We start from the raw sequence: 26,283 nt of genomic DNA on the forward strand, positions 1-26,283 counted from the left end.
CCGCCACAGGGCATTGGAGGAGAGAGAGGTGAAGATGGGCAGGGGACGGCGAGGAGAACGCGTATCGGGAGGCATCCCATCCAGGCTAATACGTTGGATCAACCGATTTTCTGGCGCCCACCGCCTGCTCCCTGCGGCCAAAGCGGAACAGTTTTGCATCCGCCCAGCCCATTGAGTGCCCTGGTCCGAGACCCATGAGGTGATATATCCGGATGCGGCGCGAGCCGCCGATGGAGTTGACTGCCCCGCATGAAAGCTTCGGTGAGCGACTACGCGGCCGAGGCGGATCTGCGGGCGATGCAGGAGCTGTGGCGGGCGGGGGAGCGGGTCGTGGCGTGGGGCTGGATCGAGCTGCCCGACCATCTCAACCTGGCGGTCGATCCCGCGTACGACGGGCACGGTCTCGTTGATGAGGTGCTGGGCGGCCCTGCGCGCGGCCCGGAACGCGGGCGCGACGCAGGCTGTGGTCGGGCCTCGTGGAGACGACGCCTACCCGGCCCCGGCGCGGCTGTATCGCGGCCCCGGCTTCCACGACACCACCAGAAGCCGCCTCCTGCACTCCTGACGACCCACCTGTCCGGCTCAGCCCGTTAACCCGTGGCGGGTCGCGTAGTGGGTGGCCTCGACGCGGTTGCGGGCGCCGATCTTGGTGAACGTGTTGTTGATGTGCGTCTTGACCGTGGCCTCGCCGATGAACAATGCCTCGGCGATCTCCGGGTTGCTCAGGCCGCTCGCGATCAGGCCCAGCACCTCGGCCTCGCGGGCGGTCAGGCCGTCGGGCAGTTGCCGGGTTCTGGGGCGCGGCGCGCAGTGCATCGCCTCCACCAGCCGGTCTGACACCTTGGCGGCGAAAGTCGACTGGCCCGCGACGGCCGAGCGCAGTGCCGCCGCTATCTCGGCGCGGCCCGCGTCCTTGGTCAGGTAGCCGCGCGCGCCCGCCCGGAGCGCGCCGGCGATCGACTCGTCGTCGGTGTAGGTGGTGAGCACGATGACCGCGATGCCGGGATGCTCGCCGACGATCCGGCCGGTCGCCTCGACGCCGTCCATCACGGGCATCCTCAGGTCCATCAGTACGACGTCCGCGGGGTGGGCGCCGTCCGTGCCGTTCGCGATGGCCGCGGCGTTGGCGGCCAGCAGGTCGAGGGCCTGGCGGCCGTCTCCGGCCGTACCCAGGACCTCGATGTCCTCGACCAGGCCGAGCAGGGCGGCCAGGCCCTCGCGCATGACCTGCTGGTCGTCCACCACGACCACTCTGATCACTTCCGCACCTCCACGATCGATCGCTCCACACCCACCGCTCTGCTCACTCCGGCACTTCCGCGGTCACTTGCCAAATCCCCTCTTCGTAGCCGGAGTCGAGTGTGCCGCCGGCCAGTGCGAGCCGTTCGCGCATGCCCGTCAATCCGAACCCGCCCTTCGCCGGGACTTCGGCGGGCAGCGGGTTGCGTACCCGCAATCGCACCACATCAGCGGTGAAGTCGAGCGTCATCGACACGGGCGCGTCCGGCGCGTGCTTGGCCGCGTTCGTCAGCGCCTCCCGCGCGGTCCCGACCAGCGAGACGGTGGCCGCCGACGACAGCCCACGGGGGATCCCGTCCGCGCGGAAGTCCACCGGGGACCGGTGGTCGCGCCGGTGCACCTCGGCCAGCGTGGCGAGCGCGTCGGCCAGCGAGGGGATGTCCTGGCGCAGCGCGGCCACCGCGGCGCGGGCCTCCGCCAGACCGTCCGCGGCCAGCCCGCGCGAGCGCCGCACCGTCGCCAGCGCGCCGGTCACGTCGTTCTTCTCCGCGAGCAGGGCCTCGGCCAGCTCCAGCTGCACGCCCAGCGCGCCCAGCGAGTGCGCGAGCACGTCGTGGATCTCGCGGGCGATCCTGGTGCGCTCGTCCAGCGCGGCGGCTCGCGCCTGCTCGGCCTGCGCGAGCCGGGTCTGCTCCAGGAGCCGTTCGGCCTGCTCCCGTCGTACGACGTGCTGTCGGTGATTGACGCCGACCAGCGTGATCGCCAGCAGTACCAGCGCCTGCCCGAACGCGCCGACCGGCGTCTCCCCGGAGATCGGCCAAGTCAGTATGGCCAGCGCCATCGTCCCCGCGCCGACGCCCACGATCGCGGCCACGGACGGGGTGGCGAGCGCGGCGAACCGGCCGAGGACGATCGCCGTGAGGAGCAGCGCCGTACTGTCCTCGGCGGCTCCGAGCGCCACGGCGGGCAGCAGCGTCGCGGCGGCCAGCAGCCCGGCCGTGAGCCGGGGCCGGGACCGGTCGAGCGCCACGAACAGCAGCCAGCACGCGGCGCTGACCCCGTACAGCGCCCAGATCCACAGCGCGCTCTCCCGCGCGGTGACCAGGGTGATGATGACGAACAGCGTGCCGAACACCTGCACCACCAGCCAGCCCGGTGCGATGGTGTCCGGCAGCGACCGCTTCTGTTCCATGCGCTTGATTCCACCAGGTACGGGCTGGTCAGCGCAGGCGGGTGATGAGCTCGATGAGAAGAAGCCGGTAGGCGATGAACCCCACCAGCACCACACCGGCCACCACCGCGATCCCGACCCACGTCTTGCCGTGCATCTTGCCTCCCTTGAGCGATTCCTGCGCTTTGTCGGCTGCGAACCTGAGCAGTTCGTTTCTGTCCATGACCGCGAAACTACGGATCGGGGCGGGTGGAGCGGCACCGCCAGATGGTGGAGATACGGGTGGAGAAGCGGGGTGGAGCGCCTAGACGGCCGCCGTCAGGGCACTTGGCAGGGTCCTTGCGCAAAGGAGGAGACGGTGACCGCAACGGACAAGGCGGGGCGGCAGGCTCGGGCCGCCGCCAGGAAAGCGACCGCGCATCCGGCGATGAACCGGCTCGCCAGGGTCGGGCTGGCCTGCCGGGGAGTGCTGTACGCGCTGATCGGGGTGGTGGCCGTGCGGATCGCGCTGGGCGAAGGAGGGGGACGGGAGGCGGACAAGGCGGGCGCGATCTCGACCGTGGCGCGGTTGCCGTTCGGGGAGGTGGTGTTGTGGGTGATGGTGGCGGGGTTCGTCGCGCTGACGCTCTGGCAGTTGTCGGAGGCGCTGTTCGGCGGGCTCGGCGTGGCGGACCGGCTGGAAACGGTCGGCCGGACCGGCGTGTACGCGCTGATCTGCGGCACCTTGCTGAGCGTGCTGCGAGCCGGGAAGGCCACCTCTGACGACGAGAAGTCGCGGGACGCGACGGAGGCGCTGCTCGGCCTGCCGGGCGGGCCGTTCATCGTGGGCGCGATCGGGCTGGGCCTCGTCGCGCTCGGCGTCCGCTGGGGGCACCAGGGCGTCACCAAGAGGTTCCGGGACGAGCTGAACCTCGGCCAGATGTCCCTGCGGGCCCGCTCGGCGATGGACAAGCTCGGCCTCGCCGGGTACGTCGCCCGCGGGGTCATCGCCGGCCTGGCCGGGGTCTTCGTCGTCGAGGCGGCGATCACGTACGACCCGGACAAGGCGGGCGGGCTGGACGCGACGCTCAGAGCGTTCGCCGCGACGCCCGTGGGGCCCTGGCTGCTCGTGGTGGTCGCCCTGGGGTTGGTGCTGTTCGCGGGTTATTGCTTCGGCGAGTCACGCTGGCGCCGCGTCCGCTGACGCCCGCGTCCAGCGTTCACGGGCGTCCGGCGTTCATGTGCTCGCGTTCAGCGGGAGCGGGGGTTGAGCAGGCCGGCGTCCCGTTGGATGGCGGCTGTGGCGGCGGCCAGCTTCTCCTCGTCGGGGAGCGTGGTGTTGTCCTCGTACGTGACGCCCGCCGGCACGTCGTCCACCCCGACCGGGTCGGCGTCCCAGAAGTTGCCCCGGTAGATCACGTTGTCCAGCGGCGGCGCCACCTGCAGGACGGTGGTGTTGTCGGCGCGTGTGACCACGTTCTCCTCCACGGTCACCCAGGCGGCGCCGTAGTCGGTGTAGAGAGCGAAGTTGTACGGCGTGCGCGTGTCCTTGATGACGTTGCCGCGGATCACCGCGCCGTTCTCGTGCGAGTCGCCCTGCGGCCCCGACAGGTAGACGCCGCCGCCGTCGGCCAGTACCCCCATGGTGCCGACGGCGAGGTTACGCAGGATGCGGGTGCCCTCGGCGGGCCCGGCCACGATGCCGCAGTGGGGCACCTCCTCGACCTGGTTGTGGGCGACCGTGCAGCCCTTGGTGCCCAGCACCGCGATGCCCGGGGAGCCGGTGAACTCCAGGCCGGTGTGATGGATCCAGTTGTCCTCGACCAGGGGATTCGCGGCGCCGGTGACGGAGACGGCGCCGGCTGAGAGCGTGTCGAAGTCGCACCCGCGCACGCTGACGTCCGTGCCGCCGGTCAGCTCCAGGCCCGCGGCGCCCATGCGGGTGAAACGGCAGTGCTCGACCGCCACGCGTACACCGTCCTCGATCACCACGCACGCGGGGATCCTGGCCGACTCGCGCGGCACCGTCACCCACGCCTGCCCTTCGACGAGCTCCACCTTGTCGACGGGGCCGCCTTCGTAGTAGCCGCTGCCGTGGTAGTGCAGGAAGCCCTCCGCACGGCCGGGCCGCAGCCAGGTGGCGTCGGCGAAGACCAGGCCGCGGAAGGACACCCCGCTCGTGCCGGTGGCCCGCAGCAGCGTCTCGAGAACCGGGGCGACCACGCGCGTACCGTCCGGCGCCTCACCCGTGAGGGGAAGGTAGCGGAGGACGTGGTGGCCGGGCCGCGAGCGGTCCAGGACGAAGGTGCCGGGCTCGGTGAGGAAGGTGACGTCGTTCTCGACCCGGGTGGGCAGGCCGGGGCCGCGGTTGATGTTGCCTTCCCACGCGGAGTTGTAGAGGTCGAGGGCCCACCCGAAGCCGGGCTGAGCCATGGTGATCACGGTCGCTCCGCCACTGTCCGTCCTGGTGGTGACCGCGGCGACGCCGCAGCGGGCCTCGGTCCATGGGTAGACGCCGCGGTAGACGAACTCGACGTCGGCGGGGTTGTGCCAGGCTCGCGGGGCCGCACTGTCGCTCTCGTAGCCGGTCTCCGTCATGGTCACGGTGCCCGGCAGGCCGTCTATGGCGGCGCGTTCGACCCGGCGGCCGTCCACGTACAGCTGGCGCGTGTCCAGGTCGCCCACGTCGGCCAGCCACACGCCGTCCTCGATCCGCCAGCCGGTGATCTCGCGGCCGCCGCTGACGACGACCTCCTCCTGGTCGGCGGTTCCGTAGCCGTGGGCCTGGTAGACGATCCGGTGACCGTCACGGCCGGAGTCGGCCTCGGTGAGCTCGAACGGCGCGGTGAGCACGTGGGTGCCGGCCCGCAACTGGACGACGACATCCCCGGTCGCGGTCCCGGCGGGATCCCGTATGAGGTCTCGTACGGCGTCGCGGGCGCGGTGCAGGCCGGCGAACGGGCGCTCCGCGGTGCCGGGCCAGGAGTCGTCGCCCGAGGGATCGACGTGGAACTCGGTCATGATGTACCGCCCCTTTGCAGTTTATGGTGTACACGAGGTATTACACCATAAACAAGGGAGGTGTCCATGGCGAGAAGCGGCACTGGAGATCCCGACGACGGGGTGGAACTGCTGTGGCGAGAGGGTGACGTCGAGCCGCGACCAGGGCTGAGTCTGAGCCGGATCGTCCGGACGGCGATCGAGCTGGCGGACGCCGAGGGGCTCGAAGGGCTGTCGATGCGCAAGGTCGCGGACCGGCTCGGGTTCACCACGATGTCGCTCTACCGTCACGTGCCCAGCCGCGATCACCTGCTCGACCTCATGCGCGACGCCGTCATGGGCTCACCGGGCGCGGTCCCCTCCGAGAGGGGCGGCCAAGGGTGGCGCGCGGGCGCCGAGAAGGCGGATGGCCAGGTGCGGGGCGCGGGCGCCGAGGAGGCCGGCGGGTGGCGGGCGCGGCTGGAGGCGTGTGCGCGTGAAGGGTGGCGGCTGCGCGAACGGCATCCCTGGCTGGCCGAGGTGCGGGGCACTCGCCGGGTGCCGGGGCCCAACGCGGTCGCCCACTACGAGTACATGCTGAGCGCGGTCTCCGGCACCGGTCTCACGCCGGCCGAGATGATCGCCGTCGTCGGGCTCGTCGCCCGGTTCGTCGACTCCGAGGCCCTGCGGCTGGCGGAGGTGGCGCGTACCGAGCGCCTCAGCGGGGTGAGCGAGGAGGAGTGGTGGGGCTCCCGCGACACGCTCTACGCGCGGCTCGAGCGCTACCCGACCCTCACGCGTCTGTGGGAGGAGGGCGGTTACGACGAGCCGGAGGACCCGTTCGAGTTCGGCCTGCGCCGGGTGCTGGACGGCATCGAGATGCTGGTCCAAAAGCGTGATGAAACGCGTGATGAAACTTGTCAGATTTGTGGTGCGCCGGTTGAGCGGGCCGCGTCGGGACGTCCGCGCGCGTACTGCTCCCGGGCCTGCCAGCAGCGCGCCTACCGCAAGCGCAAATCCGGCTGACCCATCGGCGTCAGGCGCCGCGGCGGATCGCCACGATGGCCACGTCGTCCTCCCGCGAGCCGAACGCTGCCAGCAGCCGGTCGCAGAACTCCTCCAGGTCGTCCTCGACCGTCTCGGCCACCTGCCTGGCCTGCTCCAGGCTGTCGTCGAGCAGGATGCCGCGGTCCTCCACCAGCCCGTCGGTGAACAGCAGCATCGTGGCGCCCGCGGGCAGCTCCAGCCGGTTGACCTTGTACTCCTCGTGCGCCACACCCAGCAGCAGGTTGCCCAGCCCCAGGTAGTGGGCACCGGGTCCGGCCAGCATCGGCGGGATGTGCCCGGCGTTGGCCATCTCGACCTCGCCGCTCTCCGGGTCGATGAGCAGCAGGCAGACCGTGGCCGTCATGCCGGGGTGATAGCGGCGCAGGACCTTGTTGAGCAGGTCCATCGAGGCGCTCAGGTCGACCGAGTCGATCAGCGAGGCGCGCAGCGCGTGCCGCAGCTCGGCCATGATGGTCGCCGCGTGCAGCGAGTGGCCGGCCACGTCGCCGATCGCCACCAGCACCCGGTCGCCGACCCGCAGCACCTCGTAGAAGTCGCCGCCGACCTCGATGTTGTCCACGGCCGGCTGGTAGCGGAAGGTCACCTTCAGCCCCGGCACCTCAGGGATGCGCGTCGGCAGGAGGCTGCGCTGCAGGGTCAGCGAGATCGTGTGTTCCTCGGTGTAGACGCGCAGCGCGTCGACGGCCAGCGCCAGCCCTTGGCCGAGCTGCCGCAGCACGTTCAGCTCGTCGGCGTCCAGCGGAGGGTCGGCCTCCAGCCCCAGGTAGACGGGTGGCTGGCCCCTCTTGGTACGGCACAGCACGCCCGTCACCGGTGCGTTGAGTTGTACGTCGCTCACCAGCGTGAGCCACTCGGCGGCCTCCACGGTGAAGACCTTGGCGCCCGCCGGCTCGCCCAGCGACATCGCGCTGAGCCGGTCCAGCAGCTGGGGAGCGGCGGACCTGCTGCTGGCCGTCTCGCCGGGCCGGGCGCGGAAGCGGCGCATCCGGCCGTCGGGCGGCAGCGCCAGCGCGCCCGCGTGGCGGCCCAGCACGCCGACCGTGCCTTCCACGGCCACGGCCAGCAGCCGGTCGAAGGAGTCGGCGCCGTTCATCCGCAGCGTGACGTCGGCCAGTTTGGCCAGGCGCTCGGCCATCAGCTCCGCCCGCCGCCTGGCGCGGTAGTAGCGCAGCGTCGCCTCAACCGTCGCGGCGAACTCGGCCGGCTCGATCGGCTCCGACAGGTAGGCGTCGGCGCCGCGTTCGAGCCCTTCCGTACGGTCGGCCGAGGTGATGGCGTTGCCCGACACCTGGATGACCGGGATCGAGGTCGTCGCCGGGTTCGCCTTGATCCGCTCGCACACCTCGAAGCCACCGATGTCGGGCAGCCGTACGTCGAGCACGACCAGGTCGGGGCGGTTCGTGGCGAGCATGGCCAGCGCCTCCTCGCCGCCGGCCGCCTCGACCACGATGTGGCCCGCCCTGCGCAGCCAGCTCGACAGGATGTAGCGCTTGGTCGGCGTGTCGTCGACCACCAGCACCGTCGCGGCGCCGCCGGCGGGCTCGATCACCGCCCCGGCCACGTGCTCAGTCATGATCCGTCCCCGCCGCGCCCCGGATGGCCTGAAGCAGCTGGTCGCGGCGCAGCCCCTGCTTGGACAGCACCGGGTGGCCGGACGGCGCGGCGTCGGGCCGGATCGTCACCACCACGACGCCGACCCGCTCCAGGGCCTGGTCCTCGGCCATGCGCTGCAGCAGCGCGGTGCCGTCCAGCCGCGGCATCAGCATGTCCAGCAGGATCACATCCGGCGGGCGCGCGGTCATCATCTCCAGCGCGGCGACGCCGTCCGCCGCCTCCTCCACCTCGACGGCGAAGCCGTACAGCATCCTGCGGGCGGCGGCGCGGAACGCCTCGTCGTCGTCGGCGACCAGCACCCGCGCGATCTCGGGCGTGCCGTCGTGGTGGGGCAGCCGCATCGTCACCGTGGTGCCCCGTCCGACGTCGCTCGCCAGCTCCAGCGTGCCGCCCAGCGCCTCGGTGAGCCGGCGGGCGTACGGCAGGCCGAGCCCGGTGCCCTTGACCTTGACCTGGAGCGCGCTCGGCACCTGGAAGAACTCCTCGAACACGCTCGCCAGGTACTCCTGGGGTATGCCGATGCCCGTGTCGGTGACCGTGATGACCACCTCGTCGGTGGCCGCGTCGGCGTGCGCGCTCAGCCGTACCTCGCCCTTCTGGGTGAACTTCAGGGCATTGGACAGCAGGTTGCGCAGGACGCGGATCAGCATCCCCTCGTCGGTGTAGACGTCGGTGACCTCGGGGGCGATGTCGACGCGCAGCGTGACGTCGCCGGGCTCGCTGGTGGGCTGCATCGTCAGGCGCAGGTGCTCGGCCAGCGTGGGCAGGTGGACGACCGACGACTGGGGGTCGAGCCGCCCGGACTCGGCCTTGGCCATGTCGAGCAGCTCGCCGACCTGCTCCAGCAGCGTCTCCGCCGAGTCGCCGATGAAGCGCACCTGACGTGACTGCTCCTCGCTGAGCGGCTCGCTGCCGGGCCCGACCATCAGCCTGACCAGGCCGATGATGGAGTTGAGCGGGGTGCGCAGCTCGTGGCTGACCGTCGCCCAGAACCGGTTCCTGGCCTCGGCCGCCTGTCGGAGCTGGGAGGACTTCTCGTCCAGCTCCCCGTACAGGGCGACCACGCCGCGGTTGGTCTCCTCCAGCTCGGCCGACAGCTGGTTGTACAGGGCCAGCACCCCGGTGTTGGTCTCCTGCAGCTCGGCGTTGAGCTGCAGGACGTCCTCCAGGGTCGCGGCGAGCTCCTTGTTCTGCTGGCGCAGCTCTTCGAGGGCGCTGACCGGCGCCATCCCGGCCAGGCGCTCGCGGATCTCGTCGATCGGGAGCCGTGGGGAGTGGGGTGGCAGCCGCTTGGCTATGGTGACGCGACCGTGTTCGGCGTCAAGGGTGACCACGTCGACCAGGCGGCCGGCCAGTGCCAACCCCTCGGATCGGGCGAAATCCGCGCCCATTGCGTGATCCATGGTGATGAGCAGTTTCCCTTTCTCGAGCGAGAACACGACGGCCGCCCCGGTGCCGAGGAGTTCCCGGCAGACCTCGCTCAGCGCGGTCGCCACCCTGACCTGGTCCTGTGCCTCCAGACCGGCCAGCTCGGCGACGGCCTTGCCCAGGCGGCGCACCACGAAGACGTCATGGTCGTGTTCGAGCGCAGTCCTGGCCAGCTCAGTCGCGGTCATCGCCGGGCCTCACGGTCACCACGCAGGCGTCGTCCCGGCGGCTGCCCGCCTCCCGCAGCAGCCCGGCGGCGATGACCGCGGGGGAGCGGGCGAACAGGCCCGGCATGGCGGAGGGGTTCCACCGCTCGGTCAGACCGTCGGAGTGCAGCACCACGGTGGCGTGCTCGGGGAGCTCGAACTCGTACTGGCGCAGCTGCCGGGCCTGGTGTCCGGCGATGCCGGGCACCGAGATCATCCCCCGGCGGCCGTCGGCGTCGACGATCCAGCCGGAGATGTTGCCCAGCCCGGCGTAGGAGACCGTGGCGGCCCTGACGCGGGCCACCGCGACCGCGCCTCCCCGGGTATGGACGAGGCCCCGATGCAGGCGTTCGAGTGTCGCCAGCGGCTCTTCGTCCGCCGCCCGCAGGAACAGCTCCACCGCCGCCCTGGACGCCTGGGCGGCCGGCTCGCCGTGGCCCAGGCCGTCGCACAGCAGGATCGTCGTCTCGGGCGTGCCGCCGTCACCTGTGGCGGCGATCGCGAAGGAGTCGCCGCAGACCGCCTCCTCACCGATGGGGCGGCGCAGGCCGCTGGCGTACGGCGCCGAGGTGGGCGCGCCGGTGGCGGCGAAGCGCATGACCAGGACGGTGCCCTTGCCGGGCAGGGAATGGACGTCGTACCAGGAGGAGATGCGGGCCATCGCCCCCATTCCGATGCCGAGGGTGCCGGAGGTGGAGTAGCCGTCGCGCAGGGCGCGGGCGATGTCGGGCATGCCCGGTCCCTTGTCGATGGCGATCAGCTCCACGATGGCCGGGTCCCCGGGCTGGGAACGGACCATGACGACGCCCTCCACCGCGTGCTTGACCAGGTTGGAGACGGCCTCGGTGACCGCGACCGCCGTCTGCCCCGTACGCTCGCCGTCGAACCCGGCGGACTCGGCGAGTTCGACGGCCATCCGGCGTACGGCGCCCACCGCGCTGGAGTTGTCCGCTCGCACCCAGGTGTCGTCACGTGTGTAGCTCACCGGCACCATGTCATCGAGCCCATTTCGTCACCGTCGCCGTCGTGCCCTTTCCGGGAGCCGAGACCAGGTCGAACTCGTCGACCAGCCGCCGGGATCCGCTCAGGCCCAGCCCCAGCCCGGTGCCGGTGGTCCAGCCGTCGGTGAGTGCCTGCTCGATGTCGGGAATCCCCGGCCCCTCGTCGCTGAAGGTGAGTTTAAGGCCGCGGCGCGTCCCGTTCTCAACGATCTCGATGCGGGCCAGGCCGCCGCCGCCGTACACCAGGGCGTTGCGGGCCAGTTCGCTGGCCGCGGTCACCACCTTGGTCTGGTCGATGAGGGACAGTCCCACCTCGACCGCGACACTCCGGACCCGCTGGCGGACCATGACGACGTCGGAGTTGCTGGCGATGGGCAGTTCCCAGCCGCCGGTCACGATGTCGCGCCTCTCACATGGTCGAGCAGCGCGATTCCCTTCTCCAGGTTGAGTGCGGTGCGTACGCCGCCCAGCGACAGGCCGAGCTCGACCAGGGTGATCGCGACGGCCGGCCGCATGCCGACGACCACGGTCTGGGCGTCGAGCAGCCGCGACGTGGCGGCGATGGTGGCCAGCATTCTGCCGATGAAGGAGTCGACGATCTCCACCGCGGTGATGTCGATGATGACGCCGCGCGCTCCGTGGGTCACCACGGCGTCGGCCAGGTCCTCCTGCAGGGCGAGCACGCTCTGGTCGTCCAGATCGATCTGGATGGAGATGATCAGGATGTCGCCGAGCTTGAGAATGGGCACCCGGTCCATCAGACGTTCTCCGTCCGCACCGCGAGGCGGGTCGCCTTCGGCGCGATCACCTCGATGCCGCTGCGCTTGAGCGCGTGGGCCAGCGCGTCGGCCAGCGAGGCCTTGGTCACGATGTCGCCGAACTCGATGCCGAGCGTGACGATGGTGTGCGCGATCTGCGGGCGGATGCCGGAGATGACGCACTCGGCGCCCATCAGGCGGGCGGCGACGACGGCCTTCAGCAGGTGCTGGGCGACCTGGGTGTCGACGGCCGGGACGCCGGTGATGTCGATCACCGCGTGCTCGGCGCCCGTGTCGACCAGCGTCTGCAGCAGCTTCTCCATCACGACCTGGGTCCTGGCGGAGTCGAGCGTGCCGACCAGGGGCACCGCGACGATGCCCTCCCACAGCTTGACGACCGGTGTCGACAGCTCCAGCAGCTGCTCGGCCTGGTCGAGGATGATCCGCTCGCGGGCCGTCGTGTACGTCTCGAAGGTGAACAGGCCGAGGTCGTCGACGAGCCTGGAGAACCAGATGAAGCCGCGCAGCGCCTCGGCGCCGCCGTCGCTCTCGACGGCCTCGTACATCGCCTCCTTCAGGCCGAAGACGGCCCTGGCGGTGTCCGCCGGGGTGAAGCCCTGGCGGGCCCGGGAACGTGACAACTCGGCGAGCAGGCCGCGCATGTCGGCGAGGTCGCCGCCCTGTTCGAGGGAGGTGAGCAGCGCCCGGTAGATGTCGTTCAGCTCCTCGCTCGACGCCTTGGAGATCAGCGTCCACCGGTGCAGGATCTGCGTCTCGTTCTCGCGGAGCAGCTCTTCGATACGTCGCCTGGCGACATCGGCATCGACGGTCAAGGTCACTCCTGGGAGGAAATTTCACCGGCACTGCCGGGGATGCTAACGACACTGTTCCGCTTCGGCGGGCGGTTAGCGAGATAGCCCGCTTCATGCGTTGAACGACCTTATCTGACGATATAAAGGGATAAGTCCTGCTTTGCGAGATAGTGATCCCCGGCCGATCAGGCGAATCCGGCGCCCTCCGCCGGGCGGGCACCCAGCCTGGTCAGCAGCCGTACCATGCGCGGGGCGTCGAGCGGATCCACCGGCAGCACGTGGCCGGTCCACCAGCGGGCGATCTCGGGTGTGGGCCCCTGCTGGATCATCGGCAGATAGTCGTCCAGCGGCGGATCGTAGACGAAACCGGGCACCACGCCGAGCCGCTCCAGCCCGGCGACGATCTCGTCGCGGTTCTCGACCAGCAGCGGCACCCGCAGGAGCGGACGTACGGGGGATTCGCGGACGCCCGCCGCCACCCACGGGGTCCTGCGCAGCACCTCGACCCCGGCCAGGCGGAGCTCCCGCTCGCGGTCGATCGCCCGCAGGCGCGCGCGCTGGTAGCGGCAGAGCGCGGGGCCCGGGCGCATCCGCCAGCCGTCGTGGTCGATCCCCAGCCACGGGTCCATGGCCGACAGGTTGCCCTTGACGGCCATGAGGGCGTCCTCATGGGGCGCGGGGCGGTGCCCGCTCCACTTGACGATCCCGAGTTGGCGCGACAGGTGCCACATCAGCCGGACCGCGCCGGTGCGGTGGAGGGTCTCGCGGAGCATCGGCTGCACCACGGCCGCCAGCTGGTCGCGCGGCTCGCCGGGCAGCAGCAACGCGTCTCTCGCCTCGGCCAGCGCCGCCAGCGCGCCGGGGTTGGGCGTGGTCAGGAAGCCGCCGGACGCCCGGCCGTGCTTGGCCAGGCTGTACACACCGGCCTGGCCGAACGTGCCGGCCAGGCGCCCGCCGACCATCGTCTGGAAGGCGTGGGCGGCGTCGTCGATGAGGACGAGGCCGCGCCGCTCGCACTGCGTGATCAGATCCCTTATCCGGTCCGGCTGGCCGTACAGGTGGGTAGTGATGACGCCGGCCAGGCCGCTCCAGTTGACGCGCGGCGCATCGATGTTGCCGTCGCGCCACGACACCGGCGCCATCACCGGCTCCAGGTCGGCGGCCAGCACCATGAACAGCACGGCCTCGGAGGTGGTCGGCGCGATCAGCACCCGGTCACCGGGGTCGAACCAGTGGCGTAACGCCAGCAGCAGGCCGAACCGGGCCGACGGCACATGCAGGCAGTCCTGGCCGACCCGGTGCCGCATGAGGTCTTCCAGCGGGCTCATCGGCGACCTCGCCGGACGCGGCGTTTCAGCATCCGTTCGGCCAGAACGTGCAGGAAGGACCGGTCCAAATGCTCCCCTCCCTGGTCTTGATCACTTTGCAGATTTATAGCAGCAGAGCCTCGATAGGGCTTAACGGGCGTAACGAAGTGATATCCGCTATTCGACGACAGTGGCCGCGCTGCGGCGCGGCCCCGCGTACCGCGCCAAGAAGCTGACCAGGACGCTCAGCCGGTTGCGCCCGCCCAGCAGGTAGGTCAGGTGCAGCCCGATCCAGGCCAGCCAGGCGAGCGGGCCGTGCATGGTCATGCCGTTGGACAGCTGCAGCACGGCCGAGCCCCGGCCGACCGTGGCCATGATGCCGGGGTCGCTGTAGGAGAAGGGCGCCGCGGGACGGCCATGGGCCAGCGCCAGGATCTGCTTGCCCACGTGCTCGCCCATCTGGATGGCGGGCTGGGCCAGCTGCGGCAGCGGATTGGGCGGCCCGGCCAGGTCGCCGGCGACGAAGATCTCGGGGTACGCCGCGACGTTGAGCGCCGGGGTGACCTCGATCCGGCCGCCCTTGCCCTGCGGCAGGCCCAGGTTCGACACCTCGGCGGGCGCGGCGACGCCCAGCGCCCACACGGTGACGTCGCTCGGCAGCCGGGTGCCGTCGCTCAGCACGACCGCGTCGGGCTCGACCGAGGCCACCGTGCTGCCGAGCCGCAGGCGCACGCCGCGCCTGCGCAGCGCGTTCGCGGCCGCGTCGCGCAGCCGCGGCTTGTACGGCGAGAGCACGTAATCGAAGCGCTCGACCAGGGTGACACTCGTCTGATCGGGTTTGATCTCCGGATAGGTCACCGGGAGCGTCCGCTGGCGCAGCTCGCCCATCGTGCCCGCCATCTCCACCCCGGTCGCGCCGGCGCCGACCACCACGGCGTGCGCGCTCTCGCGCTTGCCGCCCGCGACCTGCTCCAGGAGGGTCTGCAGCCGTTTGCGCAGCACGATCGAGTCCTGGACCGAATAGATCGGGTAGCCGTTGTCCCGCGCGCCCTCGATGCCGTACCAGTTGGTGGTCACGCCGGTGGTGAGCACGAGGTAGTCGTAGTCGAGCGAGGTGCCGTCGTCGAACTCCACCCGCCGCTCGGCCGGGTGCAGCTTCGTCAGCGCGCCCCGCCGGGCCCGCGCCCGCCGATACTTGGCGGCGAACGCCCGCGTCGGGTAGGTGATGTCCCCGGCGGCGAGCCCGGCCGTCGCCACCTGGTAGAGCAGCGGCTGGAAGGTGGAGTAGGGGTGGCGGTCGACGAGCGTGACGCGCGCGCCGCCGCGGGCCAGCACCCTGGTGGCGTTCAGCCCGGCGAAGCCCGCGCCCACGACGACGACATGCGGCCTGGTGGACCGTGCTGGTTCCTGGACCATGGCGAGATGCCCCCTCCGGCGGATGCTCATAGGGTGCATATGGCACAGGAGGCAACTCTTAAACCACTCGCCGGAGCTCTCTCAGTTGGCGCCCATCTCGATGGTCTCGGCGACCTCGGCGTGCCGCTCGGCCTCCTCCTCGGCGAAGCGGGCCTCGTCGAGCTTGTCGGCGATGTCCTCGTCCTGCCGCATCAGCGCGTCGAGCGACTGGCCGGCCATCTCCAGCACGCCCATGTCGGCGTACGCCTGCTGCAACCGCGGGCTCCACAGCCCGATGTCCTTCACGCACGGCACGATCCGGCTGAACAGCAGCGACCGGAACAGCCGCAGATACTCCGAGTGCTCCGTGGCCACCTCGGCCTCTTCGACCTCCGCCTTCGACAGGCCCAGGTTCTCCCAGGTCTCCCGGCCCCTGAGCCGGTCGCGCATCAGGTAGCAGCCCTCAATGACGAAGTCTTCGCGCTCGCGCCGCTCGGCCTCGGTTAAGTTCCCGTAGAAGTCGCGCAGCGCCATCCGGCCGAACGCCACGTGCCTGGCCTCGTCCTGCATGACGTACGCGAGGATCTGCTTGGGCAGCGGCTTGGTGGTGATGTCGCGCATGACGCCGAACGCCGCCAGCGCCAGGCCCTCGATCAGCACCTGCATCCCCAGGTAGGGCATGTCCCACCGCGAGTCGCTGAGCGTCGAGTCGAGCAGCGACTTGAGGTGCTCGTTGATGGGGTAGGCCAGGCCCACCTTCTCCTGCAGGAATCGGGCGTACGTCTCGGCGTGCCGGGCCTCGTCCATGGTCTGGGTGGCGGCGTAGAACTTGGAGTCGAGATCCGGGACCGACTCCACGATCTTGGCCGAGCAGATCATCGCCCCCTGCTCACCGTGCAGGAACTGCGAGAACTGCCAGGCCGCGCCGTGCAGGCGGACGTCCTGGCGCTGCTTCTCGTCCATCCGGTGCCAGAGCGGCGTGTCGTAGATGGCGATCGTCTGGTCCGGGATGCCGAGCACGTTGTACGGGTCGACCTCGAGATCCCAGTCGATGCGCTTGGTGGAGTCCCACTGCTTGTCCTTGCCCTTTTGGTACAGGGCCAGCATCCGATCCCTGCCGTCGTCGTACTCCCACGTAAACCTGCTGGCACCGGACATCTCCACGTCCCACGTGGAGAGCTCGGCCGGGATGGTGTAGAGATCGTGCGTCGACATGGGGTCCTCCGCAGGGGGGCTACGTACACCGTACGTCCACTGTCGAGGCTTGCACGTACGGCGTACGTACGTCAATAGAATGAGCTATGCCCACCGAGCCTCTCTCGCGGACCCGCATCGTCGCCGCGGCGATCGACCTCATCGAGCGCGAGGGGGCCGACGCGGTGTCCATGCGACGCATCGCCGCGGACCTCGGCGTCGGTGTGATGTCGCTCTACAACCACGTGCCGAACAAGGACGCCCTGCTCAACGGCGTCGCCGAGGCGGTGCTCAGCCAGATCGAGTTCACCGACGACCCCGACGCCCACTGGACCGACCGGGTGCGGATGCAGGCCCGCGCCTTCCGCCAGATCGCGCACGGCCACCCGCGCTGCACGATGCTCGTCGTCAGCCGCCAGCTCCACTCCAACGCCGGGCTGCTGCCGGTCGAGCGGGCCCTCGCCACGCTGCGCAGCGCGGGGTTCGACGGGCCGGACGCGGTACGGGTGCTGCGGATGTTCATCGCCTACATCGTGGGCTCCCTGCTGCGCGAGGTCGGGGTCACGCCCACGTTCGCCCCGCCGCGCGGGCAGATGGTCAACCCGGACGACGTCGATCCCACCCTGTTCCCCGAGGTGAACGGGCTGGCTCCGCTGCTGTCCAGCTGCGACCACGACGCCGACTTCGACTTCGGCGTCGAGCTGCTGATCCAGGCGATCGCGGTGCTGCCGAAGCGCAAGAGGGAGGGCACCCGGTGATCCCGGATGCCCTCCTGCTCTAGTACCAGTTGTGCGCTCTGAAGTGGCCCCAGGCGCCGCACGGTTTGCCGTATCTGCCCTTGATGTAACCCAGGCCCCAGCGGATCTGCGTCTCAGGGTTGGACTTCCAGTCCTCGCCCGCTCCCCGCATCTTTCCTCCGGGGAGCGCCTGCGGGATGCCATAGGCGCCTGAGGAGCTGTTGTACGCGTGGTGGTTCCAGTTGCTCTCTCTGGTCCAGAGGTTGTCCAGGCACTGGAACTCCTGGTAGGACCAGGCTCGCTGGACGACCTGGTTCAGCGCGATGCCCTTGTTCCGGCTCTTCGGCGCCTTGGCCTTGATCTTGATCTTCGGCCGCGCGGAGGTGGTCCAGGAACGGGTCTTGATCACGGGGGCGTGCCATGAGCCCTCGATGATCCGGGGCTCGGGTATCCGCGGTGCGGTCGCTCGCGGTTGTGCTGCTCTTGGTTGGGCTGTTCGTGGCTGTGCGGTTCGCGGTCCGGCCTCGGCCCAGACGAGGGTTGAACTGCCGGTGACGGCCGTGAGCGTGGTCAGAGTGATGAACGTGTAGCGCAGGGCGCGGTTGCTGTCCATGTCGATCCTTGCTGCCAGGTCGCGTGCGGACAGGCGCTCTTGCTTCCCCGGCGCCCTTGCCGGTCCGCGTCCGTGGCTCGGACGAGGAGGGTCCGCGCGGCCCCCCGGGCTTCCGTTGACGCCCCATGGTGCTGGGCGGCCCGGAGGGCTCCACGACGTTTCTCTAGCCCGGTTTCTATTACGCACAGTCACCGTCAATCACTCTCGGTGATTGGCTTTGGGAAGACGATGGCGTGATCGCTAGAGATATTTAGCCTGCTCGCAGGGCCGCCATGGCGCGGCCCGCTCGCGCGTTGACCTGGCCTTTCGTGAAAACAGGGACAGGCAGGGGACGGCGGATCAGTACCAGTGGCGGGACTGGAAGTGCGCCCACGCGCGGCACGGGGAGCCGTACCTCTGCTTGATGTAGCCGAGGCCCCACGCGATCTGCGTGCGCGGGTTGGTGCGCCAGTCGCGGCCCTTGGTGGCCATCTTGTGGCCGGGCAGCGCCTGCGGGATGCCGTAGGCGCCCGAGCCGTTGCCGGCCCGGTGGTTCCAGCCGCTTTCTCGCGACCAGAGGCGCACCAGGCAGCGGTACTGGGCCTTGGTCCAGCCGCGCTTGGCGACCATGTGCTTGGCGATGGTCTTGTTCTTGCTGATGGCGCGTTGCGTGCTTGTTTCGGAGCTTGCCTGGGAGCTCTGCGCCTGTGCGGCCGTCGCGCCGCCTGCCACCACGAACGTGGCGGACAGGATCAAGGCGCTCGTACGGCGGAGCATGGGCATGCGGGTTCCCTTTCGATGGGTTCGGGGGACCGCGCCACCCTGCCCTATCCGCCCGATTTACCGCGAATTGACCATGAAAAGGTAGATCGTTGGCAAAGATCACTCTTTAGGGCTGTTCAGGGGAAATGTCGGGAAAATGTGGAGTGCATCACAAACCGGGAGACGGGGCGTTCTGTAGGGTCGGCTCATGAGTCTTCGTGACATTCCTGTCCGCACCCTCGCGGACGCCCCCACCACGCTCGCCGAGCTCGTCGGCGACAAGGCCGTGCTCATCGTGAACGTGGCCTCCAAGTGCGGCCTCACCCCGCAGTACACCGGCCTCGTCGAGCTGCAGCGGCAGTACGGCGAGCGCGGGTTCAGCGTGATCGGCATGCCGTGCAACCAGTTCATGGGCCAGGAGCCCGGCTCGGCCGAGGAGATCCAGGAGTTCTGCGCCACCACGTACGGCGTGGACTTCCCGCTGCTGGAGAAGGCCGAGGTGAACGGGCCCGGCCGGCACCCGCTCTACGAGGCGCTCGTGGAGACGCCCGACGCGGAGGGGACGGGCGGCGACATCCAGTGGAACTTCGAGAAGTTCCTCGTCGACCGCGAGGGGGCTGTGGTCGCTCGCTTCCGTCCGAGGACCACCCCGGACGACCCGGCGGTCATCGCGGCGATCGAGAAGGTGGTCTGAGGGTTCCCCGGATGGCCCGTCACGCGACCGCCTCGCTCCCTGTGACGGTCCGTGGTGGCTGGTGTCCCTTGGGAGGGAACCCCCTGCGGGGGAGCGGAAGAGGACGGTCCGTCGTGGCTGGGGTTCCTTGAGAGAGATGCCCCTTCGGGGGAGGGGAAGGACGGATGCCCGGCGAACGTGCGTGGACACCGTGCCAGGGGGTGGCGGCAGTCGGTCGGCGGGGGTGGCCAGTGGCGTGGCCCCGGCCGCTGCGGACGTTTGGGGGTCAGTGGCGGGGGCCGCAGCTGCCTCGGACGATGAGTTCCGTTGGGAGCAGTACGCTCCGGGGTCGGCGGCTTCCCGCTCGCAGCACCAGCTCCGCCGCTCGGTAGCCGATGTCGCGGCCCGGTTGGGCGATCACGGTCAGTGGTGGGGAGCACAGTTCGGCCCACGGGACGTCGTCGTACATCACCAGCGACACATCCCGTGGCACCCGCAGGTCCAGCTCCCTGGCCGCCAGGACGGCCGCCTCGCCCAGGACGTTGCCGCCGGTCACCACGGCCGTCAGGTCGGGGCGGCTCTGGAACAGCCCGGACGCGGCCGCGTAGGCCGAGTCGCGGCTGCCCGTGGCGAACACGACCAGGTCCTCGTCCACGGGCGCGCCGACCGCCTCGCGGAAGGCCGTCACCCGCCTGCCGTGCCCCGGGCCGCCGAGGAAGGCGATGCGCCGGTGGCCGAGCCCTCTCAGGTAGCGCACCGCCGTACGGATGCCGGCCCGGTCGTCCGCCAGTACGGCGGGAACGTCCAGCGGCCGGGCCCGCGAGGCGGGCGGCAGGCCGTCCAGCAGCATGAGGTCGGTGACACCACGCGACGCGGAGTCCCTGTCGGACGGCACATCAGACGCCGCGTCGGACGGCAACCGGTCAGCGAAGACGACCGTCATGCCCGCCTTGATCGCCGGGGCCCACGTCTCGGCGCCGCCCGACGGGACCGCGATCACCCGGTCCACGCTCTGCTCCAGCAGCATGCCGACCAGTTCGGCCTCCTGCTCGGGATCGTCGCCCGTCGAGCCGAGCACGACCGGCTCGCCCGCCGAGCGCGCGCAGGCCAGCACGCCCTCGGCCAGCTGGCCGTAGAAGGTGTCCGTGAGGTCGGGTACGAACAGCCCCATGCCGCCCGTGCGCCGCTGGCGGAGGTTGCGGCCGAGCGCGCTCGGCCGGTAGTCGAGGTGGGCGGCGATGGCCAGCACTCGTTCCCTTGTCTCAGGGCTGGCCGAGCCGCCGGACAGGACCCGGGACACGGTCGCGACGCCGACGCCCGCCGCCTCGGCCACATCCTTGATGGTGGCCCGCCTCGATTCCATGGAAACGATTCCATCATGGTTTCCGCCGCGCAGGAAGACCAGGACACTGACATGCGCTGATCTCTTGACACACATGTCCGTTTCGGGTGAGATGCTTGAAAACGTATCCATGCAAATGGATACCCCCCGCACATCATCCGGGTCACCCGCCCGGGAGCGCGAAGGAATGTCATGGCATCCATCGTTCTGACCAATGTCGACAAGATCTACGCCGGTGGCGTTAAGGCTGTGAACGGGCTCAACCTTGAGATCAAGGATGGCGAGTTCATGGTGCTGGTCGGCCCATCCGGTTGCGGTAAGTCGACCGCGCTCCGGATGATCGCCGGTTTGGAGGACATCAGCGGTGGCGAGATCGCGATCGGCGAGAAGGTGGTCAACCACCTGCCGCCGAAGGACCGCGACATCGCCATGGTCTTCCAGAACTACGCGCTGTACCCCCACATGACGGTCGAGGAGAACCTCGCCTTCGGCCTCAAGCTTCGCAAGATGCCCAAGCCGGAGATCCAGAAGCGCGTCAACGAGGCCGCCAAGATGCTCGGCCTGGAGACGTACCTCAAGCGCAAGCCGGCCGCCCTGTCCGGTGGTCAGCGCCAGCGTGTCGCGATGGGCCGCGCCATCGTCCGCGAGCCCCAGGCGTTCCTCATGGACGAGCCGCTGTCGAACCTCGACGCCAAGCTCCGTGTCTCCATGCGCGCCTCCCTCAACCAGATGCACGAGCGCCTCGGCGTCACCACCGTCTACGTCACGCACGACCAGGTCGAGGCCATGACGCTGGGCGACCGCGTCTGCGTCCTGCGCGACGGCATCCTGCAGCAGGTCGACACGCCGCAGAACCTGTTCGACAAGCCGGTCAACCTGTTCGTCGCCGGCTTCATGGGCTCGCCCGCCATGAACTTCGTCACCGCCGAGCTGGTCCGTGACGGCGGCACCGCCGTCACGTTCGCCGACATCAAGCTGGAGATCCCGGAGTCGACGTTCAGCGACAAGCCGGGCCTCGACCAGTACATCGGCAAGCAGGTCATCCTCGGCATCCGCCCGTCCGACTTCGAGGACGCCGCGTCCGCCGGCCAGAACGCCAACGGCTGGGCCACGCTGGCCGTCAAGGCGGAGGTCACCGAGGAGCTCGGCTCCGAGATCAACGTCCTGTTCCTGATCGACGCCCCGCCGGTCGAGCACAAGGACACCGTCGCCGCCGCCGACACGGGCGACGACGAGGAGGCGGCGCTGCCGCTGGTGGGCGACAAGTCGCTGTGGACCGCCCGCGTGAACGCCCGCAGCCACGCCCGTCCGGGCTCGAGCCTCGACCTCGTGCTGGACACGCACAACCTGCACTTCTTCGACCCGACCTCCGGCCTGGCCATCGGCCACGAGGCGAACGTCGGCAAGTGATCTCCACCGAATCTCGGCCGTGAGCCCGCTCACGACCGGACTGGGCGTGAGTCCCCCTCACACCCGCCTGGGTGCGATCATCCCGCACCCGGACAGGGCCCCCACCGCGACCCCCTCCCGCGGCGGGGGCCCGCTTGCTTGTACGACCTCAGCGGTTGAATTTCGCCGCCGCGCTGCTCACCACCGTACGAGGGACGAATCTGCCGATCGCCGCGACCGCCTTGTACCGCAGGTCCGGAATCGACACCCGCTTGCCCAGGGCCAGGTCGCGCATGGCCGCGTTGACCACGTTGTCGGCCTTGAGCCACAGGAAGCGGGGGATGTGGGAGGTGTCCATGTACGCCCGGTCGTGGAACTCCGTCCGTACGAAGCCGGGACACAAGGCCATCACCTTGATACGCGGATTGCCCACCTCGGCCGCGGTCGCCTCGCTGAAGTTCACCACCCACGCCTTGGACGCGCTGTAGGTGCCGTGGACGAAGAACGCCGCGACGGAGGCCACGTTGATCACGCCGCCCCGGTTACGCTCCCTCATCCCGGGTAGCGCGGCGAGCGTCAGCCTCAGCACGGCCTCACAGTGGACCTTGAGCATGCGTAGCTCGTCCTCCACCGGCACCTCCAGGAACTTCTGGGGGTGGCCGAAGCCGGCGTTGTTCACCAGGAGATCGACCCCGTCGCGCAGCCGCGCCTCGACCCGGGCGAGGCCGTCGTCGGTGGCGAGATCGGCGGGCAGCGACTCGACGCTGACGCCGTACCTGAGCTTGAGCTGGCCCGCGATCTCGCCCAGCCGGGCCTCGTCGCGGGCCACCAGGACCAGGCTGAACCCGTCGGCGGCCAGCCGGCGGGCGAAGGCGGCGCCGATGCCGGCGGTCGCGCCCGTGATCAATGCGGTAGGCATGGCAGCACCTTAACGCCTCTCCCGTCACCGTCCGGTGGGGGCGTATTGCCGTGGTGGGGATTCTCGAGTGGACTGAGACCACAGCCCAGATCACGAGGAGCAGCGGTGAGCAGGCTTCGATTCGGCGTATTCATGGCCCGGAGTTCCAGGGCCAGGCACAGCCGACCCTGGACGCACGGGACCGCGCGAGCGCCGTCCGGGAAGAGCACGCCGAGGCGCAGCTCGCGGCGGTCGCGCACATGGCGGACAAGTATCAGTCCGAGGCGAACATCAAGGATTGAGCGGGGTCGCGCCTGGCTGGGACTGGGCGTCCGCCAGGCGCCGGGCGAGTTCGTCGCGTTCGCGGGTGATCTCGGCGAGTTCGTGCTGTAGCTCGATGATGCGACGGATGGCCGGCAGCGTCATGCCCTGGTCCATCATCGTCACCACTTCTTGGACGCGGCCGATCTCGTGGCGGCTGTAGCGGCGCTGTCCGCCCGCCGAGCGCTGGGGGGAGACGACCTGGTTGTCGTCGATGCGCCGCAGGAACGCCTGCTGTACGTCCAGCATGCTCGCCACCTGGCCGACAGTGAACAGGGCGGCGTGTTCGTCGTCCATGGGTAGTTTCATGACCGTTCCTCCTGTCGGAATGCGTCGGCCCCGCCCGGTGGCGCACGTAGGGGCCGTACCGGGGCGGGGCCGTAGCCTGTCCAGGTGCAGGGGCGCTGCGTGGGCGGTCAGCTCTTGATCGCCTTGTGCGACTCGGTCGTGGTGCGCTGGATGGCCACCTTGCGTGGCTTGGCCTGCTCCAGGACCGGGATCCGCACCGCCAGCACGCCGTTGTTGTAGGCGGCCTCGATCGCGTTGGCGTCCAGGTGCTCGGACAGGTAGACCCGGCGTGTGAAGGAGCCCATCACTCGCTCCCGTACGAACACACGCTCGTCCTGCTCGTACTCCTCTTCGCGCCGCGCGGTCACCGACAGGACGCCGCGGTCGACGGTGACCTCGATGGAGTCGGGGTCGACGCCGGGCAGGTCGAACCGCAGCACCACATCGTCGGCGCGGCGGATTCCGTCCATCGGCATCGTCGCCCCGTTGCCCTGAGCGCCGGCTTGGCGGGCGAGACGGTCGAACTGACGCTCGAACTCCTGGATGAACGGGTCGATCGACGTGAGCAGCATCGCGCTTCACCTCCGAAGAACGCCCGGGGGCTCCTCGGTCCCCCGGATTACCTATCCTCCGTCCAAGAGGAAACCTACAGCTGGAATTATAAGTTTCCTCCGGGTGAAGTTGTCAACTGGTTGCGGCGGCGCCGATGGTCAGTGGCCCCCGATCACTTCTCGCCGCGACCCCCACCGCCGCTGTCGTGCTTGCCGCGTCCGACCGCCTGCCTCGGCGACGGACGGCCTTCATGGCGAGCGCCGGGGGGCGACCGGTCGGACGCCCCCCGCGGAAAAGAGCTAGGCCACCTTCGAGGAGGGTGCCGCCCAGGTGTTGCACGAGCCAGGGTCGCCGGTGGCGAAGCCGCGCTTGCTCCAGGCGACGATGGTGGCCGTCTTGCCGTACCAGCGCGCCTCGCCGGGTTCGTCGCCATTCTGCATGCTCTGCAGGTAGTTCCAGTCCTTGGTGGTCCTGCCCTTCAGCGGCCAGACGCTCTTGATGAACGCTCCGGAGAGGCACTCGTTCTGGAGCTTGCTGCGCCGGCTCAGCTCGCGATCCTCGGCTTTGCTATGGACCGACAGCACGTCATAGGCGTCGGCGATCCCGACGAGCTTCTTGACGTGCCAGCCGTACATGTAGGAGACGGTGCTGAGCAGCCACATGTCGGACGGGTCCTTGAGCCACGTCTTACCGACCTGGAAGATCAGCGTGTTGGTGCGGTCGCAGTAGTAGGTCGTGGAGTCCTCGTTGTCTGTCTTGATGCCGCAGTACGTCTTCGGGATCTTGTCGACGTGCCGCACCTTGGGCTTGCTGAAGGGCAGGCCGGCGGCGGTGAGGTGCTGTTCCCAGGTGGTGTCGAGACAGGCGACGATCGCGTCGATATAGGCACGAGCCAGCTTGCGGTTGTTGCGCTTGACCGGCGGCTCGTCACAGGTCGTGGCGGGCAGCGCGCCGGCCTCGTAGAGGGGGTTGGCGATCAGCTTGGGGTGTTTGACGGGGTCGGCCGCGGTCGTCGCGGCGGTGGCCGTACCGGTTAAGGAGAGCATCGACGCGACGGTCAGCGCCATGATCGGAAATTTTCTCACGAGGGGTGACAATAGGGCCGCTGGCGTGTTTTCGCATCATCAATTCCTTTGTATCCGTTCCTTCACTGTGCGTCGTCTCGATGGGGCCTGCCCGGGCGGGGGCCGGGAATGGCTGACCCAGGGGGCGCCGGAGTAACAAACACCGCTATTGACTCGCCAGCCACCAGCACTGTCACAAATACCCTTTATTGTCATGTGAAATGTTAGATATCAAAATCAGCGTCGTCATTCGGACGTCGGCGAAAATTAATTCCCTTACCCCTTCACATTGAAGCGGCGACCTCTCAAGATGAAAAAGTTCGCCAGAATCGCTTCATGGAAGGGAAGATTCATGAGTGCACGCTCAAGGCGCGCCGCAATTGTCGCTTTTGCGACATTGCTGGCAGTCTCGGGGTTGAGCGCGACCGCGACTGCGACGGCAGCACCTTCCCCTGCCGCATCCGCCACGGGGGCGGTGAACAAGTCCGACAGCAAGAGCATCCAGGCCCACTGGACCGCCGAACGCATGCGCGCGGCCACGCCGGAGCCGGTCGTGGCGGTCCCGGACGCGAAAGCGGCGCCGGAGCAGGTCAAGAACGTCCTGCCCAGCCGCTCGGCCGAGGGGTCGCTGCCGACCAGGAAGATCAGCCGGTCCGCCGGCCCGTCGGCCGGTCTGCTCGCCGGCCAGCGGGCCGAGCGCTGGGGGCGTCAGGGGAGCATGCCCGCCCTCACGATCGGCAAGATCTACTACACGCGCAATGACAACAGCTCCGGCTACTGCACCGGCAGCGTGATCAACGCCGCCAACAAGAACACGGTCTGGACCTCCGGCCACTGCGTGCACGCGGGGAGCGGTGGCGCGTCCGGCTGGTTCCGCGACTTCATCTTCGTCCCCGACGCCGACAACGGTCTAGAGCCTCAGGGCCGCTGGACCTGGCGATACGCCAACACGACCAACGGCTGGTTCAACAACCACAACTGGAGTTACGACATCGCGGCCATCGCCTTCAACCCGCAGCCGGCCCACGGCAACCTCCAGGACTGGACCGGCTCGCAGGGCTACAAGTTCAACCAGGGCCAGGCGTGGACCGGCATCAACGCCTTCGGTTTCCCGCAGGACGGCTACCAGCGCACCGACTTCACCGGCAACGACCTGTGGTACTGCTTCGGCAACGTCACCCGCGCCAGCTCCTCCGACGACCGTATGCACATGAACAACGACATGTTCCACGGCTCCAGCGGCGGCCCCTGGCTGCAGGACCTCCAGCTGAGCCGAGGCTGGGGCTACATCATCGGCGCCAACAGCCACCGGGACGTCGACGCCAACCAGAACCCCACCAATATCGTCTACAAGTCGCCCTACCACGGTGACGGGGCTGTCAACGTTTATAACGATGTAACAGCCCACTAATCACGATAAAAGAAGCGAGGGGCTTAACGGCCCCTCGCTTTTCGTCATCCCGGGCTGGCCTCATTCATGCGCTCCTTGGTCCAGTGGGACGCGATGTCCTGCG

Annotated in this window: 29 protein-coding genes; 8 read left to right on the top strand and 21 right to left on the bottom strand. The window is 69.5% G+C overall.

Annotation, left to right across the window (positions count from 1 at the left end; genetic code table 11):
- Positions 1-249 precede the first annotated feature (249 nt).
- Positions 250-594, top strand: coding sequence for a hypothetical protein (locus tag ACGFJ2_RS01840; RefSeq protein WP_393463613.1), 345 nt, complete (start codon positions 250-252; stop codon positions 592-594).
- Here the strand turns inward: ACGFJ2_RS01840 and ACGFJ2_RS01845 are convergent.
- The 3 genes from ACGFJ2_RS01845 to ACGFJ2_RS01855 are packed head-to-tail and all read right to left on the bottom strand — an operon-like array spanning position 583 to position 2,633.
- A complete protein-coding gene (locus tag ACGFJ2_RS01845; RefSeq protein ID WP_358175534.1) occupies positions 583-1,260 on the bottom strand; it encodes a response regulator transcription factor in 678 nt (225 codons plus the stop codon). The two genes, ACGFJ2_RS01840 and ACGFJ2_RS01845, sit on opposite strands and share 12 nt — an antisense overlap.
- A gap of 43 nt (positions 1,261-1,303) precedes the next feature.
- On the bottom strand, positions 1,304-2,431 hold the full coding sequence (locus ACGFJ2_RS01850; protein ID WP_393463615.1) for a sensor histidine kinase: 1,128 nt from the start codon (positions 2,429-2,431) through the stop codon (positions 1,304-1,306).
- 28 nt (positions 2,432-2,459) lie between these two features.
- The gene (locus ACGFJ2_RS01855) at positions 2,460-2,633 is read right to left on the bottom strand and encodes a hypothetical protein (RefSeq protein ID WP_357941329.1); all 174 of its coding nucleotides are present in this window, start codon (positions 2,631-2,633) and stop codon (positions 2,460-2,462) included.
- A 135-nt stretch (positions 2,634-2,768) separates the two neighbouring features.
- Between ACGFJ2_RS01855 and ACGFJ2_RS01860 the strand changes: the two genes are divergently transcribed.
- On the top strand, positions 2,769-3,593 hold the full coding sequence (locus ACGFJ2_RS01860; RefSeq protein WP_357941331.1) for a DUF1206 domain-containing protein: 825 nt from the start codon (positions 2,769-2,771) through the stop codon (positions 3,591-3,593).
- A gap of 47 nt (positions 3,594-3,640) precedes the next feature.
- On the opposite strand, the gene ACGFJ2_RS01865 is transcribed toward ACGFJ2_RS01860, so the two are convergent.
- A complete protein-coding gene (locus ACGFJ2_RS01865; protein WP_393463618.1) occupies positions 3,641-5,410 on the bottom strand; it encodes a right-handed parallel beta-helix repeat-containing protein in 1,770 nt (589 codons plus the stop codon).
- A gap of 66 nt (positions 5,411-5,476) precedes the next feature.
- Between ACGFJ2_RS01865 and ACGFJ2_RS01870 the strand changes: the two genes are divergently transcribed.
- Positions 5,477-6,394, top strand: coding sequence for a TetR/AcrR family transcriptional regulator (locus ACGFJ2_RS01870; RefSeq protein WP_393463620.1), 918 nt, complete (start codon positions 5,477-5,479; stop codon positions 6,392-6,394).
- Positions 6,395-6,404: 10 nt separating this feature from the next.
- Here the strand turns inward: ACGFJ2_RS01870 and ACGFJ2_RS01875 are convergent, their stop codons facing one another.
- From ACGFJ2_RS01875 to ACGFJ2_RS01915, 9 genes are all read right to left on the bottom strand, one after another.
- Positions 6,405-8,009, bottom strand: coding sequence for a fused response regulator/phosphatase (locus ACGFJ2_RS01875; RefSeq protein ID WP_357941337.1), 1,605 nt, complete (start codon positions 8,007-8,009; stop codon positions 6,405-6,407).
- The gene (locus ACGFJ2_RS01880) at positions 8,002-9,666 is read right to left on the bottom strand and encodes an ATP-binding protein (RefSeq protein ID WP_393463622.1); all 1,665 of its coding nucleotides are present in this window, start codon (positions 9,664-9,666) and stop codon (positions 8,002-8,004) included. Before ACGFJ2_RS01880 ends, ACGFJ2_RS01875 begins: the two co-directional genes overlap by 8 nt.
- Positions 9,653-10,678, bottom strand: coding sequence for an ATP-binding SpoIIE family protein phosphatase (locus ACGFJ2_RS01885; RefSeq protein ID WP_393463624.1), 1,026 nt, complete (start codon positions 10,676-10,678; stop codon positions 9,653-9,655). The genes ACGFJ2_RS01880 and ACGFJ2_RS01885 overlap by 14 nt, the downstream gene beginning before the upstream one ends.
- A gap of 1 nt (position 10,679) precedes the next feature.
- Positions 10,680-11,081 carry an anti-sigma regulatory factor gene (locus tag ACGFJ2_RS01890; RefSeq protein WP_393463626.1) on the bottom strand — a complete coding sequence of 134 codons (402 nt, stop codon included), beginning with the start codon at positions 11,079-11,081 and terminating at the stop codon, positions 10,680-10,682.
- Positions 11,078-11,443: an STAS domain-containing protein gene (locus ACGFJ2_RS01895; RefSeq protein ID WP_358436944.1), complete on the bottom strand. Its 366-nt coding sequence runs from the start codon at positions 11,441-11,443 to the stop codon at positions 11,078-11,080. The genes ACGFJ2_RS01890 and ACGFJ2_RS01895 overlap by 4 nt, the downstream gene beginning before the upstream one ends.
- Complete coding sequence (locus tag ACGFJ2_RS01900; RefSeq protein ID WP_393463628.1) at positions 11,443-12,282, bottom strand: STAS domain-containing protein; 840 nt, start codon at positions 12,280-12,282, stop codon at positions 11,443-11,445. Before ACGFJ2_RS01900 ends, ACGFJ2_RS01895 begins: the two co-directional genes overlap by 1 nt.
- Positions 12,283-12,440: 158 nt before the next feature.
- Positions 12,441-13,583 (bottom strand): DegT/DnrJ/EryC1/StrS family aminotransferase, encoded by a 1,143-nt coding sequence (locus ACGFJ2_RS01905; RefSeq protein ID WP_393463630.1) that lies wholly within the window; start codon positions 13,581-13,583, stop codon positions 12,441-12,443.
- A 156-nt stretch (positions 13,584-13,739) separates the two neighbouring features.
- Positions 13,740-15,008, bottom strand: coding sequence for an NAD(P)/FAD-dependent oxidoreductase (locus ACGFJ2_RS01910; RefSeq protein ID WP_393463632.1), 1,269 nt, complete (start codon positions 15,006-15,008; stop codon positions 13,740-13,742).
- 51 nt (positions 15,009-15,059) lie between these two features.
- A complete protein-coding gene (locus ACGFJ2_RS01915) occupies positions 15,060-16,172 on the bottom strand; it encodes a ferritin-like domain-containing protein (protein WP_357941351.1) in 1,113 nt (370 codons plus the stop codon).
- An 86-nt stretch (positions 16,173-16,258) separates the two neighbouring features.
- On the opposite strand from ACGFJ2_RS01915, the gene ACGFJ2_RS01920 reads away from it, so the two are divergent.
- On the top strand, positions 16,259-16,909 hold the full coding sequence (locus tag ACGFJ2_RS01920; protein WP_357941353.1) for a TetR/AcrR family transcriptional regulator C-terminal domain-containing protein: 651 nt from the start codon (positions 16,259-16,261) through the stop codon (positions 16,907-16,909).
- Positions 16,910-16,928: 19 nt separating this feature from the next.
- Here the strand turns inward: ACGFJ2_RS01920 and ACGFJ2_RS01925 are convergent, their stop codons facing one another.
- Positions 16,929-17,501, bottom strand: coding sequence for a lytic transglycosylase domain-containing protein (locus ACGFJ2_RS01925; RefSeq protein WP_357941355.1), 573 nt, complete (start codon positions 17,499-17,501; stop codon positions 16,929-16,931).
- Between the two features lie 339 nt (positions 17,502-17,840).
- Positions 17,841-18,263, bottom strand: coding sequence for a transglycosylase SLT domain-containing protein (locus ACGFJ2_RS01930; RefSeq protein WP_357941357.1), 423 nt, complete (start codon positions 18,261-18,263; stop codon positions 17,841-17,843).
- A 187-nt stretch (positions 18,264-18,450) separates the two neighbouring features.
- Between ACGFJ2_RS01930 and ACGFJ2_RS01935 the strand changes: the two genes are divergently transcribed.
- Positions 18,451-18,936 carry a glutathione peroxidase gene (locus ACGFJ2_RS01935; protein ID WP_357941359.1) on the top strand — a complete coding sequence of 162 codons (486 nt, stop codon included), beginning with the start codon at positions 18,451-18,453 and terminating at the stop codon, positions 18,934-18,936.
- A gap of 265 nt (positions 18,937-19,201) precedes the next feature.
- Here ACGFJ2_RS01935 and ACGFJ2_RS01940 read toward each other — a convergent pair whose 3' ends face one another.
- Positions 19,202-20,278: a LacI family DNA-binding transcriptional regulator gene (locus ACGFJ2_RS01940; RefSeq protein WP_358175560.1), complete on the bottom strand. Its 1,077-nt coding sequence runs from the start codon at positions 20,276-20,278 to the stop codon at positions 19,202-19,204.
- Positions 20,279-20,449: 171 nt separating this feature from the next.
- Here ACGFJ2_RS01940 and ACGFJ2_RS01945 point away from each other — a divergent pair, with 171 nt between their 5' ends.
- Positions 20,450-21,667 (top strand): sn-glycerol-3-phosphate ABC transporter ATP-binding protein UgpC, encoded by a 1,218-nt coding sequence (locus ACGFJ2_RS01945; protein ID WP_357941363.1) that lies wholly within the window; start codon positions 20,450-20,452, stop codon positions 21,665-21,667.
- A 148-nt stretch (positions 21,668-21,815) separates the two neighbouring features.
- Here the strand turns inward: ACGFJ2_RS01945 and ACGFJ2_RS01950 are convergent, their stop codons facing one another.
- Positions 21,816-22,565: an SDR family NAD(P)-dependent oxidoreductase gene (locus ACGFJ2_RS01950; RefSeq protein WP_393463636.1), complete on the bottom strand. Its 750-nt coding sequence runs from the start codon at positions 22,563-22,565 to the stop codon at positions 21,816-21,818.
- A gap of 53 nt (positions 22,566-22,618) precedes the next feature.
- Between ACGFJ2_RS01950 and ACGFJ2_RS01955 the strand changes: the two genes are divergently transcribed.
- Positions 22,619-22,846 (top strand): hypothetical protein, encoded by a 228-nt coding sequence (locus tag ACGFJ2_RS01955; protein WP_357941367.1) that lies wholly within the window; start codon positions 22,619-22,621, stop codon positions 22,844-22,846.
- Here ACGFJ2_RS01955 and ACGFJ2_RS01960 read toward each other — a convergent pair.
- The 4 genes from ACGFJ2_RS01960 to ACGFJ2_RS01975 form a co-directional block, all read right to left on the bottom strand.
- Complete coding sequence (locus ACGFJ2_RS01960) at positions 22,836-23,174, bottom strand: MerR family transcriptional regulator (RefSeq protein WP_357941369.1); 339 nt, start codon at positions 23,172-23,174, stop codon at positions 22,836-22,838. The genes ACGFJ2_RS01955 and ACGFJ2_RS01960 overlap by 11 nt on opposite strands.
- 107 nt (positions 23,175-23,281) lie before the next feature.
- The gene (locus ACGFJ2_RS01965; RefSeq protein WP_357941371.1) at positions 23,282-23,725 is read right to left on the bottom strand and encodes an Hsp20/alpha crystallin family protein; all 444 of its coding nucleotides are present in this window, start codon (positions 23,723-23,725) and stop codon (positions 23,282-23,284) included.
- 279 nt (positions 23,726-24,004) lie between these two features.
- Positions 24,005-24,790 carry a neutral zinc metallopeptidase gene (locus ACGFJ2_RS01970; protein ID WP_393463639.1) on the bottom strand — a complete coding sequence of 262 codons (786 nt, stop codon included), beginning with the start codon at positions 24,788-24,790 and terminating at the stop codon, positions 24,005-24,007.
- A gap of 255 nt (positions 24,791-25,045) precedes the next feature.
- Positions 25,046-25,252: a hypothetical protein gene (locus ACGFJ2_RS01975; RefSeq protein WP_357941375.1), complete on the bottom strand. Its 207-nt coding sequence runs from the start codon at positions 25,250-25,252 to the stop codon at positions 25,046-25,048.
- Here ACGFJ2_RS01975 and ACGFJ2_RS01980 point away from each other — a divergent pair.
- Positions 25,245-26,180, top strand: coding sequence for a hypothetical protein (locus ACGFJ2_RS01980; RefSeq protein ID WP_357941377.1), 936 nt, complete (start codon positions 25,245-25,247; stop codon positions 26,178-26,180). The genes ACGFJ2_RS01975 and ACGFJ2_RS01980 overlap by 8 nt on opposite strands.
- The last annotated feature ends 103 nt before the right edge of the window (positions 26,181-26,283 follow it).

The sequence above is a fragment of the Nonomuraea sp. NPDC049028 genome, from assembly GCF_043197735.1.
In the GTDB taxonomy this organism is placed as follows: domain Bacteria; phylum Actinomycetota; class Actinomycetes; order Streptosporangiales; family Streptosporangiaceae; genus Nonomuraea.

Coding starts and splice junctions, on each gene's coding strand:
- ACGFJ2_RS01950 (WP_393463636.1), bottom strand. CDS start 22,565: ATGCCTACCGCATTGATCACGGGCGCGACCGCCGGCATCGGCGCCGCC.
- ACGFJ2_RS01935 (WP_357941359.1), top strand. CDS start 18,451: ATGAGTCTTCGTGACATTCCTGTCCGCACCCTCGCGGACGCCCCCACC.
- ACGFJ2_RS01880 (WP_393463622.1), bottom strand. CDS start 9,666: ATGACCGCGACTGAGCTGGCCAGGACTGCGCTCGAACACGACCATGAC.
- ACGFJ2_RS01960 (WP_357941369.1), bottom strand. CDS start 23,174: ATGAAACTACCCATGGACGACGAACACGCCGCCCTGTTCACTGTCGGC.
- ACGFJ2_RS01945 (WP_357941363.1), top strand. CDS start 20,450: ATGGCATCCATCGTTCTGACCAATGTCGACAAGATCTACGCCGGTGGC.
- ACGFJ2_RS01885 (WP_393463624.1), bottom strand. CDS start 10,678: ATGGTGCCGGTGAGCTACACACGTGACGACACCTGGGTGCGAGCGGAC.
- ACGFJ2_RS01865 (WP_393463618.1), bottom strand. CDS start 5,410: ATGACCGAGTTCCACGTCGATCCCTCGGGCGACGACTCCTGGCCCGGC.
- ACGFJ2_RS01910 (WP_393463632.1), bottom strand. CDS start 15,008: ATGAGCATCCGCCGGAGGGGGCATCTCGCCATGGTCCAGGAACCAGCA.
- ACGFJ2_RS01895 (WP_358436944.1), bottom strand. CDS start 11,443: ATGGACCGGGTGCCCATTCTCAAGCTCGGCGACATCCTGATCATCTCC.
- ACGFJ2_RS01875 (WP_357941337.1), bottom strand. CDS start 8,009: ATGACTGAGCACGTGGCCGGGGCGGTGATCGAGCCCGCCGGCGGCGCC.
- ACGFJ2_RS01930 (WP_357941357.1), bottom strand. CDS start 18,263: ATGCCCATGCTCCGCCGTACGAGCGCCTTGATCCTGTCCGCCACGTTC.
- ACGFJ2_RS01855 (WP_357941329.1), bottom strand. CDS start 2,633: ATGGACAGAAACGAACTGCTCAGGTTCGCAGCCGACAAAGCGCAGGAA.
- ACGFJ2_RS01840 (WP_393463613.1), top strand. CDS start 250: ATGAAAGCTTCGGTGAGCGACTACGCGGCCGAGGCGGATCTGCGGGCG.
- ACGFJ2_RS01940 (WP_358175560.1), bottom strand. CDS start 20,278: ATGGAATCGAGGCGGGCCACCATCAAGGATGTGGCCGAGGCGGCGGGC.
- ACGFJ2_RS01850 (WP_393463615.1), bottom strand. CDS start 2,431: ATGGAACAGAAGCGGTCGCTGCCGGACACCATCGCACCGGGCTGGCTG.
- ACGFJ2_RS01965 (WP_357941371.1), bottom strand. CDS start 23,725: ATGCTGCTCACGTCGATCGACCCGTTCATCCAGGAGTTCGAGCGTCAG.
- ACGFJ2_RS01925 (WP_357941355.1), bottom strand. CDS start 17,501: ATGGACAGCAACCGCGCCCTGCGCTACACGTTCATCACTCTGACCACG.
- ACGFJ2_RS01915 (WP_357941351.1), bottom strand. CDS start 16,172: ATGTCGACGCACGATCTCTACACCATCCCGGCCGAGCTCTCCACGTGG.
- ACGFJ2_RS01870 (WP_393463620.1), top strand. CDS start 5,477: ATGGCGAGAAGCGGCACTGGAGATCCCGACGACGGGGTGGAACTGCTG.
- ACGFJ2_RS01905 (WP_393463630.1), bottom strand. CDS start 13,583: ATGAGCCCGCTGGAAGACCTCATGCGGCACCGGGTCGGCCAGGACTGC.
- ACGFJ2_RS01920 (WP_357941353.1), top strand. CDS start 16,259: ATGCCCACCGAGCCTCTCTCGCGGACCCGCATCGTCGCCGCGGCGATC.